This window comes from Chloroflexaceae bacterium (assembly GCA_025057155.1).
Classification (GTDB): Bacteria; Chloroflexota; Chloroflexia; order Chloroflexales; family Chloroflexaceae; genus JACAEO01.
Genome location: JANWYD010000007.1, coordinates 21,648 through 37,701 on the forward strand (window position 1 = coordinate 21,648; position 16,054 = coordinate 37,701).

Here is a 16,054-nt window from a genome sequence, read left to right on the forward strand (position 1 = left end):
ATTACGGCAACCGCAGAGCTAATGCGATAGCCCCTTCTGGCGGCGGCGTCTTGCAGCCCGGGGCCCTGCGCGGAGGTCAGGGCCTGCCTCAGGAGGAGTCTGGCGCCGACCGAGTGACCCAATGGCCATATGCGCCGTCATGTCTGCAAAGCTCGCCTGACGGCCATACTCCGGCTTTCACTGGCGCGCCGCGTCGTTGCGGCAATGGCGAAGGAAGCGACATCAAGGGAGGAAAGGACAATCGAATGGCCTCGAAGTCGGATTTCACCCCCGAAGAGTGGCAAACCATCGGTCTCGCGCCGGTCGTTACCGCGATGTACATCTCGATGGCCGATCCCAGCGGTCCGATCGGGTTGATGAAAGAGATGTTCGCCGCCGTCAGCGGCATCATCGAAGGCGCCAAAGACGCAGCCTCGCTTCAGATCGTCAAGGATCTTGCCGCCGATCTCGAGGCGCGCGCGATCAAGCCCGATCTGCCGAAGTTCTCCAGCAAGGAAGAGGCCAAAACCTTTGCCGTGAATACGGTCAACCAGGCCATAGCCCTGGTCGAGGGTCGCTCGCCGGAGGAGGGCCGGGCCTTCAGGCAGTTCCTCTACGATACGGCCCAGAAGGCTGCCGAGGCCGGCAAGGAAGGGGGCTTCCTCGGCTTCGGCGGTACGGCGGTCAGCGACCTCGAGCGGCAGGCCCTGGCCGAACTGGCCTCGGCGCTGGGCCTGGCGGCGTAGAAGCCGGCCCGGCGGCGTAGAGCCGGCCCGGCGGCGTTACGCCGCCGGGCGCGTTCATTACCCCCCGTCCGTTTGCATCGCCCGCCTGCATCCTCTACAATACGGCGGTGACGCCAGGCGCCCGGTCCGTTCGCTCTCAACCGTATGGCTGATCTCCGGCCCGATTCCGACCCGGCCATCGCCGCCCTCGCGCGCGACCTCGACCGCGCCCGCGCGTCGAGTTACCCGCTGACGTTCGCCGTGCGCCGTCTGGCCGCCGATCCGGTCCATCCCGCCGCTGCCTGCGACGCCCTGGCTGTGGAACTGGGCTATCAGGGTCTCGGCGACCACTGGGTCGAGATACCTCGCCGCATCGCGGTCAAACTCCTCACCCATCTCATCGGCGGCGACCTGGCCTACCCGGTGCAGGTCGTTCCGCCAGCGCAGGCCCAGGAGCTTGCCCGGCGCGTGCTCGACCTCGTGCCGGGCCGCGCCCGCTACTTCACTAACGGGGCCATCAGCGGCGACTTCGCCCTCTACGACATCAACGGGCAGGAGGTGCTCGGCTGGCGCTCCATCAGCGCGGCTATGTTCGACAACGGCCTGATCATTGTCGGCGATGAGCGCATCGTCTTCCTCTGGGCCGAAACCTCGGCCTGACCGGGGAGAGTTCAGGGACAGAGCCTCTTCCGAAGGCAAGGGCTACCGGGCCGCAGAACCACACCAGGTGCGTAGCGAAGGAATCACAGCCATGGTCCTGGCAATCGTAGGGATGGCCGGTTCAGGCAAGAGCCAGGTGACGCGGCGGCTGGCCGAGAAGGGACTGCCGACGATCCGCTTCGGCGAGTTCATCATCCGCGAGGTGCTGGCCAGGGGCCTGCCGATCACTCCCGAGCACGAACGGGCCGTGCGCGAGGAGCTGCGCGCGACCCACGGGATGGACGTGTGCGCCCGGTTCGCCCTGCCGCAGATCCGCGCTCTGCTCGCCGAGCATCCGGCCGTGATTATTGATGGGCTGTACAGCTTCAGCGAGTACAAAACCCTGAAACGTGAGTTCGGCGACGACCTGGTGGTCGTCGCGGTCTATACCCCGCGGGCGGAGCGCTACCGGCGGCTGGCCGCGCGCGACGAGCGGCCTCTCACCCCGGCCGAGGCCGAGGCCCGCGACGAGCGCGAGATCGAGCACATCGAGAAAGGCGGGCCAATTGCTATGGCTGATCAGCTTATCGTCAACGATGGCGACCTGGCGACGCTGAACGCGCGGGTGGATGCGCTGTTCGACCGGTTGACGCAGGAGCGGGAATGACAGACTTCGCGAGCTTGCTGGACGCCGCGCGGCGGGCCACGGCGCTGGCCCATGCGCCGCGCACGGGGCGGCAGGGCGGGGCGGCGCTGCTGGCCGAGGACGGGCGCATCTTCGCCGCAGGCAACCTGGAGGTCGCCAACTACGCCTCCAGCGTCTGCGCGGCGAAGGCGGCGCTGATCAGCGCCTGGGCCGCGGGCGCGCGCCGCTTCACGGCGCTGGCCGTGGCCGGCGCTGGCGCCGACATGCCCTACCCCTGCGGCGACTGCCTGCAGGCCCTCATCGAGTTCGCCCCCGCCCTGCTGATCCTCAGCGAAGCCGATCTCGATCGCCCTGTGCCCATCGCCGATCTGTTGCCTGATGCGTTCGGGTTGGGGTAAGCCTCCGCCGTTCGCCTTCGATTTGAATGCCCCATACCACAGCGTCGCATCCCGTTGGGCGCTATGCCTGTCCGGAGAGTGCAAAAACGGCTTAAATGCAAGCTTTAAGGGCTATTTCTTTAACAGAAAATCGGCCTTCAAAACTTCTGGCGTTACTTCTTGCTCTCTTGGCAGATAAATTCTGACAGGGATCTCTAATTGCGACAAATATCTGCACATTAAAGGGTCTACCTCCCGCCAAGACAGACCTCCTAAACCACAACCCAGGGCTGGCATTGCAAGCGATATAATGCCTTCTTTTTAGTTATTTTTAATCCATTTCAACCCCTCCTCAATGCCTATAATATCAGAGCGTTCCCTCCAGTGTTTTTTGTTGGAAAAAGCAAAAAATCACTTGTTTGAATTAAGATTTGGAAGACCTGAAGGACCATCTGCAAGTTGTCTGTCGAAGTATGCTTCACGTTTATACAAGGCGGGCTTGCCCATCATTAATATTTTCTTGCGACAAATATCTTGATAGTATACATAAACGTCAGGGAATTGATACTTTGCCCTGGACGCCAGCCCTTTACCCATTACATCTACGGTGTTTACGCTAATCGTAAGTGTTTGCATTTGTGAAAAGAACATATCCCCTTCGATAAGGTAAAGACTTTGAGTGATCTTGTGCTGCTGCTTAGGCTGAAAGAACATGTATGACTCTGGCATAATAGACACTTGCAATAGATGTATTAATTCCCTTACTTTCTTAGCTATAGTGTGATTCGCCACATAAATTGTATCAATTAGTTCAGAAGGAATGATATCAGGAACAAGACACTCGGCCATTATTTTGCGCTTGGAACCGTCTTCTTCTTTCCACCATTCATTGTTGATAATATCCCACATTTGAGAAATGCTCTTCAAGCTTTGTTCAGCAGATTGAATTTCTGATGTCGTTGCATTTCCTGTTGAAATAAATATATCTGATCGAGCAAGTAAATCTTGGCGAATTCTAAGAACAACTATGTCATCATTTCTTGTCTTGTATGACACGGTAAAGCATTGGATTGCGAGGTTGAAAGTAAACATTAGCAAACTCCCAAAGACTCTTGCCATCAGGCGTTGTTCTCTTTTGACGATTGCTCACTATTTGTGCGTCATAAATTGGTGTATAGTCGATGCCTTTCGCTTCCACGAGAGCGTGTGACAGTATGCCCTCTTGAAGGATGGAACGAATATTATTGATATGCGTAATGTAATAGAGACCTTTGATAGGAGGCTTCTTCATAGTACCCCTAACCTTTCAAGAGTTGAGCGGCACAGTTGTTCAACTAATAATATAAAGTCTGCGGTCTCCTTTCAGGAGACAGAGCTTGTGCAAAGTCTGTCTCATGCGGCGGATTTGGGGCCAACCTCACGAAGTTTGCACAAATCCTATTTCAGGAGGCGGCTGAACAGTTGAGTTACAGGCCCGCATCACCTGAGTGGTTTGGCAAAGACGTCCGCCTGATTTTTGCCACCCTAAGCGCATTCAATGCTATACCCTGTTAGCAAGCGGGATATGCTTTATCTAGCTCAACATTACAGAGCGAATAACGTACTGGGAAACCTTAATTCACAGAGAAAATATCTTGAAGTCCTGTTCGAAGGTTTCTACATAACCGCCCGCGGCCCCGCCGCCACTGGCCGGCGACCGAACCGCGGGCAGGGTGACGGGGCGAAACTACTCCGCCGTCGTCGGGTCAATCACCGTTCGGACCTCGGAGATGCGATTGGCCGGAAAGCCACCCTTTTCCGCGTGTTCCCGGATCGTCGCTTCGTCGGGCGCGATGTACACGCAGTAGATCTTGTCGTCGGTGACGTAGCTGTGCAGCCACTGGATCCGCGGCCCCATGCCGTGCAGCACGTCGCACGATTTCTGTGAGATGGCCTGCAACTCCTGGGCCGAGAGCTTGCCCGCTCCAGGAAGCTCGCGCTCGATCACGTACTTTGGCATCATCGACCTCCTTGTCATGTGGCAGGGAAACCCTCGTTCCCTATCCTCTGCAACCTGCGGCCAGGAGTCGCGCGGCGCCCCTTCCCGCCCCCGGGCCAAGGTCCTGAGCAGACAATGACGTCGCTAAACCTCCCGGAAGGGGTGTTCGCCTGCCTCGAATCCGTGGGGGAAGCTCCTTGATTATAACCTATTGTCGCCGGTTGTGTTTCTCGGCGATCACTCCCGAATTACTCCCTGGTGTACAATACGAACCGTATCATTTAAGCAGCGTATCTGTTGCGCCAGCCTGCGCGCGTGCAGGGGGCGCCTGCCCCGCGGTGGAGGACGTCTATGAAGCGCTCGATCTGTCTGTACTGTGGCTCCCATTCCGGCACGAACCCGGCCTTCGCCGCCGACGCGGCGGCATTTGGCCAGGCGGTGGCAGCGCGTGGGTGGCGGCTGGTCTATGGTGGCGGGAGCGTGGGTTTGATGGGCGTGGCTGCTCGCGCCGCCCTCGCCGTGGGCGGTCAGGTGATCGGGGTCATCCCCCGCGCCCTGCTCGAACGCGAACAGGGCTTTACTGAAGCGAGCGAGTTGATCGTTACCGAAACCCTGCGCGAACGCAAGGCGCTGATGTTTGAACGCTCCGACTCCTTCGTCGCTCTCCCCGGCGGCTTTGGCACGCTCGAGGAGACGGTCGAGACTCTCACTCTGCGCCAGTTGCGCTACCATAATAAGCCGATCTATTTGCTGGATACCGCGGGCTTCTTCCAGCCCCTGCTCCAGTTTTTTGAGCACGCCCGCGCCTCCGGGTTCATCCAGCCTGAACATTTTCACCTGTTCACGGTGACCAGAAGCGTTCCCGAGTTGATGAATCTGCTCGAACGCGGCGCGTAAGTCCGCGAACCTCCGGGCGCAGGCCCGGGGCGACCCGGTTAGCCTGCAATGTGTAATGCCGGCGCCTGTTGATGGGCGTCCCCCCCCGGTGGCGCCGGCATGCGCTCTATGACAATCCCAAATCCAAAATCCACAATCCAAAATGGTATACTATGGGGGTGTCTGATATCTCCCGCAGCGGAGCCCGCGCATGATTGAGATTACCCCTCCGGTTCGGGTGCGTTTCGCCCCCAGTCCCACCGGCTACCTGCACATTGGCGGCGTGCGCACCGCCCTGTTTAACTGGCTTTTCGCCCGTCACTACGGCGGGCAGTTCATCCTGCGCATCGAGGATACCGATGAGAAGCGCTATGTGCCCGGCGCCGCCGATGATATTATGGCCTCCCTGCGCTGGGTCGGCATCGAGTGGGACGAAGGCCCCGATATCGGCGGCCCGTATGGCCCCTACATCCAGTCGCTGCGCTTCGACCAGGGCATCTACCAGGTGTACAGCGAGCAGTTGCTCGAGTCGGGCCACGCCTATATGTCCTTCACCACTGAGGAGGAGCTGGCCCGGCTCCGTGCCGAAGCCGAGATGCGCGGCGTCAAGGCTTTCCGCTTCCGCGGCCCCGAACGCGACTGGCCCCTCGAACGGCAGCGCGAACTGGCCGCTACCGGCAAACCTTACACCATCCGCCTTAAAACGCCCCTGACGGGCCAGACCACCTTCACCGATCTGGTGCGCGGCGCCGAAGGCATTACGGTACAGAACGATCAGTTGCAGGATATTGTCCTGATCAAGACCAGCGGCATGCCCGTTTACCACTTCGCCCATCTGGTGGACGATCATCTGATGCGCATCACCCACGTGCTGCGGGCCGAGGAGTGGGTGCCCTCCACGCCCTATCACGTGTTGCTCTACCAGGCGTTCGGCTGGGAACCGCCCGTCTTCGCCCATCTGCCGGTGATCCTGCGCCAGGACGGAAAGGGCAAGCTCTCCAAGCGCAAAGATGATGTGGCCACCAATCGGTTCTGGGAGCGCGGCTACCTGCCCGAGGCGATGATGAATTACCTGGCTCTTCAGGGATGGAGCTATGACGATAAAACCGAGATTATGAGCCGCGAGGAGTTGATCGAGCGGTTCACCATCGATCGGGTCCAGGCCAGCCCCGCCCGCTGGAACCCGGAGAAGCTGCGCGATATGAATGGCATCTATATCCGCAAGCTCGCTCCCGAGGATCTCGCGGAACGTCTCCTGCCCTTCCTGGTCGCCGCCGGGCTGATTGGCGATCCGCCCTCCGAGGCCGAGCGCGCCTATGTGGTGCGCCTCGTGCCCTTGATCCACGAGCGGCTGGAGGAGTTGAGCGAGGCCCCCGGCCTGCTCGAGTTCTTCTTCCGTGAGCCGCGGCCCGGCTCCGAGGGCTACGCCCCGGCTTCGCTCGTTCCTAAAGGGCTGGACGCCGCCCAGACCGCGGCGATGCTGCAAGCCGCCCACGCCACCCTGCGCGACCTGGAACCCTGGACCCCCGAGGCCCTGGAGGCGGCGCTGCGTGACCTGTGCGCGCGCCTGGAGCGCAAGCCCGGCCAGCTCTTCGGGGCGCTGCGCGTGGCCGTCTCCGGCCGCACCGTCGCCCCGCCCCTCTTCGATATGCTCGCCGCCCTCGGTCGCGATCGCACGCTGGCCCGCCTTGATGCCGCCATCGCGGGGCTGGGGTGATGGTCCTCACCCTCCCCCGCCGCGCTGCGCTCGGCGCCCCCTCCCTCTCCACTGCAGGTGGAGAGGGAGGGGGCCGGGGGGAGGGTGAGGACCATCATCTCAATGAAATGGACACACCTGCATGCTCCCGGACTGGTCCCATTCCATTCATCACGACGGCTCGCCGCGCTACGTGCAGCGGGCGGGCCTGGCCCTCGGCGATAGCGCCCGTCTCTGGCTGCGAGTTGCTGTTGATGCTCCCGTCGAGGCCGTGTTTCTCCGCACCTGTCCCGATGGCGAAGAGTCGGTGACGGCCATGGCCCCGGCGGGCATCGAGGACGGCTGTCGCTGGTGGCATGCCAGCCTGAGATTGACCATGCGCCGCACCGGCTACCGCTTCGTGCTGCGCACGCGCGACGGCAACCGCTGGTATAACGCGGCGGGGGTCTGGTTGCATAACCCCACCGATGCCAACGACTTTGTGCTGCTCGCCGGCTACGAGGCGCCGGGCTGGGTGCGCGAGAGCGTGTTCTACCAGATTTTTCCCGACCGCTTCGCCGACGGCGATCCCACGAACAATGTGCGCGACGAGGAGTACCTCTGCTACGGCCGGCCCGTGGCGGCCCGGCCCTGGGACGCCCTGCCGCGCCGGGGCCACGGCGCCAGCGAGTTCTACGGCGGCGATCTGCAGGGGATCGTCGAGCGCCTTGATTACCTCCAGGATCTCGGCGTGACGGCGCTCTATCTCAACCCGATCTTCACTGCGCCGAGCAGCCACAAGTACGACGTGGCCGATTACACTGAGGTGGACCCCCACTTCGGCGGCAACGCGGCCCTGGCCGACCTGCGGGCCGCCCTCAGCGCCCGCGACATGCGGCTGGTGCTCGACATTGTGCCGAACCACTGCGGCAGCACCCATCCCTGGTTCCAGGCGGCCCTGGCCGACCTCCGCGCCCCTGAGGCCGAGTTCTTCACGTTCCACCGCCATCCCGACGAATACGAGTGCTGGCTGGGGGTGCGCAGTCTGCCGAAGCTCAATTACCGCAGCGAGCGCCTGCGCGACCTGATGTACGCCGGCCCCGACGCGGTGATGCGCCGGTGGATGCGCCCGCCCTACCGTATCGATGGCTGGCGCATTGACGTGGCCAATATGCTCGGGCGGCAGGGGCCCTGGAACCTGGGCCACAAGCTGGGACGCGGCATACGCCGCGCCGTCAAGAGCGAGAATCCCGAAGCCTATCTGCTCGGCGAGCACTTCTTCGATGGCACGCCCCATCTCCAGGGTGATGAACTTGACGCCACGATGAACTACCAGGGCTTCACCTTCCCGGTCTGGAACTGGCTTGGCAGCGCCGGACGCAAGCCCTGGAGCGATCCGCATCCCCTGCCCACGGCCGCCCTGGCCGCGCAGTGGACGGCCTTTCGCGCCGCCATACCCTGGCAGATCGCCATCCAGCAGTTCAACCTCCTTGGCAGCCACGACACTCCCCGCGTGCGCACCGTCCTCGAACACGACCCCCGGCGCCTGCGGGTGGCCGTCGTGCTGCTGTTCACCTACCCCGGAGCGCCCTGCATCTACTATGGCGACGAGGTGGGTCTCGCGGGCGACGGCGACCCTGAGTGCCGGCGCACTATGCCCTGGGACGAACGGGAGTGGGATCATGACCTGCGGGGCTTTTACCAGCGTCTGGCGCGGTTGCGGCGCGCCTCGCCCGCCCTGCGCGAGGGCGGCTTCCAGCTCCTCTACGCCAGCGGGCACACCCTGGGCTACCTGCGCGAGGCCCCCGACGAGCGGCTGATCATCGTCGCCCGGCGCGGCGACGATGGCCTGGCCGCTATGCCGGTGCGCCACGCCGGCCTGCCCGACGGCGCGCGCCTGCGCGACCTCCTCAGCGGCGCCGAGACCAGCGTGCAGGGCGGCTGGCTGCCCCTCGCCGCTCTGCCGACGGTGGGGGCGCAGATCTGGCAAGTCGGGTAGGCTTCTCAGCCGGTCCGACCGCCATTGACGCTCCTCCGCTCGCTGTGGTATCATACCCGGCGTTGCATTGCGAGCCGTGCATTTGAGGAGTGGCATTGTGGGCGCAAAAATGAAGGTCATCCTGCTCCAGGATGTTGAGCACCTGGGCAAAGCGGGGGATATTAAATCCGTCTCTGGCGGTTTTGGGCGCAACTATTTGATCCCGAAGGGTTACGCGGTGCTGGCCACCCCTGGCCAGATCAAGCAGGCCGAGGAGCGCCTCGCCGCCCAGCGGCGGCGCGCCGAGGCCGCGCGCCGCGATGCCGAGGCCGTCGCTGCGCGCATTAATGGCCGCACGATAGCCTTTACCGTGAAAGTAGGCGAGCAGGACCGGCTCTACGGTTCGGTCACCAGTAGCGACATTGCCGCGCAGATCGCCGCGCAACTGGGCGTGGAGGTGGACCGCCGCAAGATTGAGCTTGAAGAGCCGATCAAGCGTACCGGAACCTATTCGGTGACCGTGCGCCTGATGAGCGGGGTTGAGCCGGTGGTGAACGTAGTGGTCGCCGGTGAGGGCGGTCTTCCTGCTGCCGCCCCGTCTGATGCCGAAACGGCTGCCGAGCAGGCATAACCCGGCAGAAGACGGTCCCCGCAGCCGGTAGGACTGATCCTGCCCGGCGACAGGCAAGCCTTTCCAGCCTGGCGGGGCAACCCGGAGGGTCGCCCCGCTCTCCAGGAGCAACACCTGGTTTTCCTGCTCTTCTCAGCTATGACCGTGTTGTAACACGCCTGTGCTAAAATACAACTGAACATCCGTTCAAGGATGTGCCGCGGCAGTGCCGTGGCACATCGTCGTTTCTGCACCCCTTGTGGAAAGCCTCTGGAAAATCAGGGGAGCGAGGTGGAAAAGCAGGGGAAAAAGCTATGGATCGCTCCGTGCCATTCGATCTACAGGCCGAGCGCGCCACGCTCGGCGCCATCCTGCTGGAACGGGATGCGATTGTCACCATCGCGCCCTGGCTGCCATCCGACTACTTCTACCTCGAAAAGCACGCCCTGATCTACGAGGCCATGCTGGCCTGCTACAACCGCCGCGAACCGCCCGATCTCGCCACCGTCGCAGCGGAGTTGCGCCGCCAGGAACGCCTGGAACTAGTGGGCGGCCTGGCTTACCTCAGCGACCTGGCCGCCGAGGTGCCCACAGCGGTGCACATCGAGTACTACGCCCGCATCGTCGAACGCACCGCCGTGCTGCGCCGCCTGATCGAGGCCGGCGGCAAAATTGCCGCCATGGGCTACGATGAGACCGCCGACCTCGACGAGACTCTGGATCGCGCCGAAGCCGAATTGTTCAGCGTCTCGCAGCGCCGCAGCACCCAGGACTTCGTGGCCATTGGCCAGGTCGTTAACCAGTTGTTCACGCAGATCGAGAGCCTTCAGGAGCGGCGCGGCGAAGTGGTCGGCGTGCCCACCGGCTACCCCGATCTGGATGCGATTACCGGCGGCCTGCAGCCCAGCGACCTGATCATCCTGGCGGCCCGGCCCAGCGTCGGCAAGACCTCCCTGGCCCTCTCGCTGGCCTACAACGTGGCCTTTTTGAGCAACGCTACCGTGGGCATCTTCAGCCTGGAGATGAGTCGCGAACAAATAGTGCAGCGGGTGCTGGCGATGCACACGGGGATTGATATGCAGCGTCTGCGCACTGGCAATCTGCGCGGCGATGAGCTGAACCTGGCCTTCGAGGGTATGGGCGTGCTCTCAGAGTTGCCGATCTACATTGAAGACACTCCCGGCCTGAGCATCGCCGAGGTGCGTTCTAAGGCCCGGCGCCTGGCCGCCGAGGTCGGCGTGGATCTGTTGATGATTGACTACCTGCAACTGATGTCGGGCCGGCGCAGCGATAACCGGGTGCAGGAGGTGAGCGAGATCAGCCGCGGTCTCAAATCCCTCGCCCGCGAACTCAACGTGCCGGTGATCGCCCTCTCGCAGCTCTCTCGTGCCGTTGAGGGGCGCCAGAGCCACGTGCCGATGCTGAGCGACCTGCGCGAGTCGGGGAGCATCGAACAAGACGCCGATATCGTGATGTTCATCTATCGCGAAGAACTCTACGACAAAGACACTGATAAAAAAGGCATCGCTGAGATCCATATCGCCAAGCACCGCAACGGCCCGCTGGGGGTGATCCCCCTGCGCTTCGAGCCGCGCACCACGCGCTTCCAGAACCTGGAACGCTACCGCGCTCCCGAGGGGTATTGATGAGATCAACGAGCCGTGTGGCTGGCTTGCTCGCGCGCCATCGCTGCGGATCAATCGTTTCGAATGATCTTTAAGAATTAAATCCGGCATCGCCGAACGCTGCGGGCTAATTAGTCGGTGAACGAAGTTTCCTTGCATTTCCACCCCCCTCCCAACCTCCCCCCGTTGGGGGGAGGAGCTGGACTCCTTCCCCCAGCGAGGGAGGGTTGGGGGTAATGGCAACCACCTTGCTATCCGGTTTCGCATCCTTCCCCCAGCGAGGGAGGGTTGGGGAGGGGGCCGGGGTGAATGATGTTCCTCACCCACCCCCTGACCCCCTCCCTCTCCACCTGCGATGGAGAGAGAAGGGCGCGGAGCGGAGCGCAGCGGCGGACTGACTCCTTAGCCAGAGGAGGATTTGGAAGGGCCGCGCCCTCCCATTGTTGAGCGGCGTTCCTGGCGGCACGGCCCCGCGGAATCTGGTACACTGAGAGAGCCGATCGTCCTCAACCAACCGCGGGTAGAGCGGTAGAGGACGCCGGATGGAACGCGGCGGGGAAAGGTAATGCCGGGGCGACCCGCGGGTTGCGCATACGGGAAAACCCTGTGGAACGACTGCGACGCCTGCTTGCGCCGCTGCTTGTGGCGCTGATCGTGATGCTCCTGGTTCCGGGCATGGCCGCGGCGCAGCCCGGCTCGCCCTGGCGCCAGCGCGCCACGAGCTATTTCACCGTTCTCTACGCCCCCGGCAGTGAGGCCGAGGCCGGGCGCTACGCCGCCTGGGTTGACGAGATCTACCTGGAACTTGCCGCCGCCTTTGGCTTCCGCACCGCCACCCCCCTGGTCCTGCGGCTCTATCCTACCAGCGAGGACTACTATCAGGTAAACCCCGCGGCGCGCAACGTGCCGGGCGTGATCGCCCATGCCGACTTCCAGCGCCGTGAACTGGTCGTCATCCTGGAGCGCACCGCCCAGCAGACCGAGGTGGAGATCCGCAACAATGTGCGCCACGAACTGACGCACATCATTGCCGCCGATCTGAGCGAGAACCGCCTGAACACCGGCTTTCAGGAGGGCCTGGCCCAGTATATGGAGCATGCCTCCGGCGAACTGGAACGCCGGGTGGCTATGCTGCGCGTCGCGCACGAGCAGGGCCGCCTGCTGCCCTGGACCGCCTTCGACCACCGTGAACAGATCTACGGCGCCCCTGAGGTGGCCTATCCGCAGACGCTTTCGGTGGTGGCCTTTCTGGTGGATCGCAACGGTTTCGCCCAGTTCCGCGAGTTCCTCCGCGCCAGCGCCCGCAGCAGCAACTATCGCGCGGCCCTGGAGCATGTCTACGGGCGCACGCCCACCGAACTCGAAGCCGAATGGCTCGACTGGCTGCCCGGCTACCTGGACGGGGGGTACCGGCGCAATGCACTGGAGCGCTACGATCTGGCCCTGGCGCGCGACCTGGTCGCTCAGGGCAACTATGCCGCAGCGGTGGAGGAGTTGCAGCAGACGCTGGAGTGGCTGCGCCGCCAGGCCGACACCCAGCCGCCCGATGTGCTGGATGAGGCCGAGGCGTTATTGACGCGCGCCCAGGCGGGGATGCGCGCCGAGGAACTGGCCGAGCGCGCCCGCGCCGCCCTCGAAGCCGCCGACTACGAGCGCTCGCTGGCGCTGATCGAGGCGGCGCGCACCGCCTATGGCAAACTTAATGATACGCGCCAGGCCGAAGTGCTGGCCATCTACGAACAGCGAGCGATGCGTGGGTTGCAGGCCAGCGCCCGGCTCGAGGCCGCCAGCGACCTGGCCCGCTCCTTCCGCTACCCCGAGGCCCGCGCCGCCGCCGATAGCGCCGCCGCCGAGTTTGCCGCCCTCGGCGATACGGTGCGCCAGAGCAACGCCCTGAACCTGCGCGCCACGCTCGACCGGCGGCAGCGTCTGGTCGGCCTGATCTTGATAGCGATTGGCGCCCTCGGCGTGGCCCTGAGCCTCGGGGCGCGGCTCTTGAAGCCGCCATCAGAGGCGTGGTAGGGCGCGCGAGGTTCAAACTAGCTCGATGATCCGGCCTTCACCTCCACAAACCGGTCCTGTGGAGATGTAGAGATGTGGAGATGGGGAGGTGTGGAGAGGTGGAGGAGCAGCGCTGCGTCTCAGCAGGCTTAAACCGGACCGGGTGGTTTTGCGCTCCACCCCTCCACAGACCGGTGAGAAGAGCGTCGTTCGTCCAGATGCCCCGCTACACCCGCACCGCGTCGGCGGGCACCGGAAAGCCCTGACACAGCTCCCGCACCTCGGCGGCCACCCGCTCCTGCACAGCGGTGTCGTCGATGCGCTCCAGCACCTCGACGATCCAGCCGGCGATGCGTTCCATCTCCGGCTCGCGCATGCCCCGCGTGGTGACGGCGGGCGTGCCGATGCGGATGCCCGACGTGCGCATGGGCGGCTGAGGATCGTCCGGGATGGCGTTCTTATTGACGGTGATACAGGCGCGATCAAGGGCCTTCTGGGCCTGGGCGCCGGTAATGCCGAGGCCGGTCAGGTCCACCAGCATCAGGTGGTTGTCGGTGCCGCCGCTGATCAACTTCAGGCCCCGACGGGTCAGGCCCTCGGCCAGCGCCCGGGCGTTGCGGCGGATCTGCGCGGCATAGGTCTTGAACTCAGGGCGCAGGGCCTCGCCAAAGGCCACCGCCTTGGCGGCGATCACATGCATCAACGGACCGCCCTGCGTGCCGGGGAAGACCGCCGAGTTGATCGCCTTCGCCAGTTCTTCTTCCATCATGATCAGCCCGCCGCGGGGGCCGCGCAGCGTCTTGTGGGTGGTGGTGGTGATCACCTGGGCGTGGCCCACGGGGCTGGGATGTTCGCCCGCGGCCACCAGCCCCGCAATGTGGGCGATATCGGCCATCAGCAGCGCGCCGACTTCGTCGGCAATCTGGCGCATGCGCGCGAAGTCAATGATCCGCGGGTAAGCGCTGGCGCCCGAGGTAATCAGCTTCGGGCGCACCTCCTTTGCCTTGCGCAGCAGGTCATCATAGTCGATCTGTCCACTGGCGGGGTCTACACCATAGAAGTGGACCTGGTACCACTTGCCGGAGAAGTTCACCGGACTGCCGTGGGTCAGGTGGCCGCCGTGGTCGAGGCGCATGCCCAGGATGGGGTCGCCCGGCTGCAACAGGGCGGTGAAGACGGCGATGTTGGCCTGGGCGCCGCTATGGGGCTGCACATTGGCCGCTGGCGCTCCAAACAGCTTCAGCACCCGCTCGATGGCCAGTTGCTCAACAATGTCTACAAACTCGCAGCCGCCGTAGTAGCGTTTGCCAGGCAGCCCCTCGGCGTACTTGTTGGTCAACACCGAACCCTGAGCCTCCATCACGGCCAGGCTGGTGTAGTTTTCACTGGCGATCAGCTCCAGGCCCTCGCGCTGGCGACGCGCCTCCTGCTCGATGGCCGCGGCGATGGCGGGGTCGGACGCCCGTAGATGCTCAAGCATGGTTCCTCCTTCAAACGAAGCTGCAACGATGTTACGTTCTGTTACGGCGCCGACCCGGTTGCAGCGCGGGGAGCGGGATAGGCTGTTCCCGCGAAGACATTGACGGTGGCTCGCGCCAGCAGGTCGCCGCGCGAGTTGACGTCGCTGACCTCGATGGTCACCAGACGGCCGCCCTGGTCAGGCAGATCAAAGTCTATCACAAAATCAACTGCCTGGCCGGGGATGCCACGCACCGTTGCGATGACCGAGTACACCACCGTGCCGCGGGTGTCGAAGACGGTGACGTACAGATCGCCCTCAGAGGGGTAAATGACGGTGCGGCCGCGCAGTTGCACTCGCGTGCCGACCCTGCTGCCATCCACCGGTTGTTCAATGGTGATCCGCTGGGCGGTGGTGGGTGCGTAGCGCACACTGCGCCGGGTGCTGGCAATCACCGCCCCGGTGCGCGGGTCAACCTCGCTCAGTTCAATAATCACCGTGTTGCCGAGGGGGGCGGTATAGGCGATGTACTGCGAGAAACGCTGCTCGCGCACAGGGAACGTGCCCCGCGCCAGTTCGGCGCCATTTGGCTCGGTGAAGCGGTAGAACAACCGCTCGTCGGCGGGGGTGCGGGTGGTGCGACCGCTCAAACGCACCGGGCTGCTGACCACCGCGCCTTCGACCGGTTCGTCGAGCAAGATCTGGGGCAGGATCGGCGTTGCCGTCGGCGGGATCGGGGTTGGCGGCGCGGGCGTCGGTGCGATCAGCGGGCCTCCCAGCAGCACCTCACGGCCGAGCAATCCGAGCAGAATGTCGAAGGGCGGGCGGTTCTCAGGGTGGTACTCCATGCGCCGGCGCTCAAAGTACTGCACCGCGAGCGCGCGCCCCTCAATCACCTCGGCAATCTCATCGGTGATCGGGAAACCGAAGCGCGCCAGCCCGCCGTTGCGCTCCCAGTAGGCGCGAAAGCCGCCGCACAGGTAGTAGCCGGTTTCAGGGAACAGCCGGCAGCCGGGGACAGGTTCGCCCGGAGGCCGGAACTGCCACGGGCGCCCCTGGCGCGCCAGGTACTCGACGCCGAGGCGCCCCGCCAGCACCCCCTGTCCTTCAGCAGAGTGATCCTCCAGCCGGTCGCGCTCGAACCACTGCACGGGCCCGGTCCAGTTCTCAATCGTTTCGAGGCGCAGGGGTGAAATCGGAAAGCCGAAGACCGCCAGCCCGCCATTCTGTTCCCAGTAGCGCCGGATCGGCCCGCTGATGCACTGGCCGGTTTCGCGGAAGCAGCGTTGCTCGCCCTGGGCTTGCAGATTGGCCGCAGGCAGCGCGCTCAGGACCACAATGGCGACCAGCAGAAAAACAGGAAGATGGCGCATAGGCTCATCCTGAACTAGAGCACTGACCGGAATGCTTGATCCGCTGAGGACACTGAGCGGTGTAGCTCGCTGCGCCTGCGCCGCTATCGTTACGGCTCAACCTTATTCGAGAA

14 protein-coding genes are annotated in these 16,054 nt (G+C 63.8%); 10 read left to right on the top strand and 4 right to left on the bottom strand.

The features are described from left to right. Nucleotides 1-245 precede the first annotated feature (245 nt). From NZU74_07310 to NZU74_07325, 4 genes are all read left to right on the top strand, one after another. Nucleotides 246-725, top strand: coding sequence for a hypothetical protein (locus NZU74_07310; protein MCS6881126.1), 480 nt, complete (start codon nt 246-248; stop codon nt 723-725). A 144-nt stretch (nt 726-869) separates the two neighbouring features. After that, nucleotides 870-1,364: a hypothetical protein gene (locus NZU74_07315; protein ID MCS6881127.1), complete on the top strand. Its 495-nt coding sequence runs from the start codon at nt 870-872 to the stop codon at nt 1,362-1,364. Nucleotides 1,365-1,455: 91 nt separating this feature from the next. Further along, on the top strand, nt 1,456-2,010 hold the full coding sequence (locus tag NZU74_07320) for an AAA family ATPase (protein MCS6881128.1): 555 nt from the start codon (nt 1,456-1,458) through the stop codon (nt 2,008-2,010). Next, nucleotides 2,007-2,387 (top strand): cytidine deaminase, encoded by a 381-nt coding sequence (locus tag NZU74_07325; GenBank protein MCS6881129.1) that lies wholly within the window; start codon nt 2,007-2,009, stop codon nt 2,385-2,387. Before NZU74_07320 ends, NZU74_07325 begins: the two co-directional genes overlap by 4 nt. A 390-nt stretch (nt 2,388-2,777) precedes the next feature. On the opposite strand, the gene NZU74_07330 is transcribed toward NZU74_07325, so the two are convergent. Further along, nucleotides 2,778-3,485 (bottom strand): DarT ssDNA thymidine ADP-ribosyltransferase family protein, encoded by a 708-nt coding sequence (locus NZU74_07330; GenBank protein MCS6881130.1) that lies wholly within the window; start codon nt 3,483-3,485, stop codon nt 2,778-2,780. Between the two features lie 607 nt (nt 3,486-4,092). Continuing rightward, nucleotides 4,093-4,368: a DUF4242 domain-containing protein gene (locus NZU74_07335; protein MCS6881131.1), complete on the bottom strand. Its 276-nt coding sequence runs from the start codon at nt 4,366-4,368 to the stop codon at nt 4,093-4,095. A gap of 327 nt (nt 4,369-4,695) precedes the next feature. Here NZU74_07335 and NZU74_07340 point away from each other — a divergent pair, with 327 nt between their 5' ends. From NZU74_07340 to NZU74_07365, 6 genes are all read left to right on the top strand, one after another. Beyond that, on the top strand, nt 4,696-5,241 hold the full coding sequence (locus NZU74_07340; protein MCS6881132.1) for a TIGR00730 family Rossman fold protein: 546 nt from the start codon (nt 4,696-4,698) through the stop codon (nt 5,239-5,241). 190 nt (nt 5,242-5,431) lie between these two features. After that, nucleotides 5,432-6,937: a glutamate--tRNA ligase gene (gene gltX, locus NZU74_07345; protein ID MCS6881133.1), complete on the top strand. Its 1,506-nt coding sequence runs from the start codon at nt 5,432-5,434 to the stop codon at nt 6,935-6,937. A gap of 121 nt (nt 6,938-7,058) precedes the next feature. Beyond that, nucleotides 7,059-8,894, top strand: coding sequence for a maltodextrin glucosidase (gene malZ, locus NZU74_07350; GenBank protein ID MCS6881134.1), 1,836 nt, complete (start codon nt 7,059-7,061; stop codon nt 8,892-8,894). Nucleotides 8,895-9,003: 109 nt separating this feature from the next. Continuing rightward, nucleotides 9,004-9,504, top strand: coding sequence for a 50S ribosomal protein L9 (gene rplI, locus NZU74_07355; protein ID MCS6881135.1), 501 nt, complete (start codon nt 9,004-9,006; stop codon nt 9,502-9,504). A gap of 293 nt (nt 9,505-9,797) precedes the next feature. Continuing rightward, entirely contained in the window at nt 9,798-11,129 is a 1,332-nt protein-coding gene (dnaB, locus tag NZU74_07360; protein MCS6881136.1) for a replicative DNA helicase, read from the top strand. A gap of 585 nt (nt 11,130-11,714) precedes the next feature. Continuing rightward, complete coding sequence (locus tag NZU74_07365; protein MCS6881137.1) at nt 11,715-13,130, top strand: hypothetical protein; 1,416 nt, start codon at nt 11,715-11,717, stop codon at nt 13,128-13,130. Between the two features lie 205 nt (nt 13,131-13,335). Here NZU74_07365 and NZU74_07370 read toward each other — a convergent pair whose 3' ends face one another. Further along, nucleotides 13,336-14,589, bottom strand: a complete 1,254-nt coding sequence (locus NZU74_07370) for a serine hydroxymethyltransferase (protein MCS6881138.1) — start codon at nt 14,587-14,589, stop codon at nt 13,336-13,338. Nucleotides 14,590-14,630: 41 nt separating this feature from the next. After that, a complete protein-coding gene (locus NZU74_07375) occupies nt 14,631-15,941 on the bottom strand; it encodes a hypothetical protein (GenBank protein ID MCS6881139.1) in 1,311 nt (436 codons plus the stop codon). Nucleotides 15,942-16,054 lie beyond the last annotated feature (113 nt).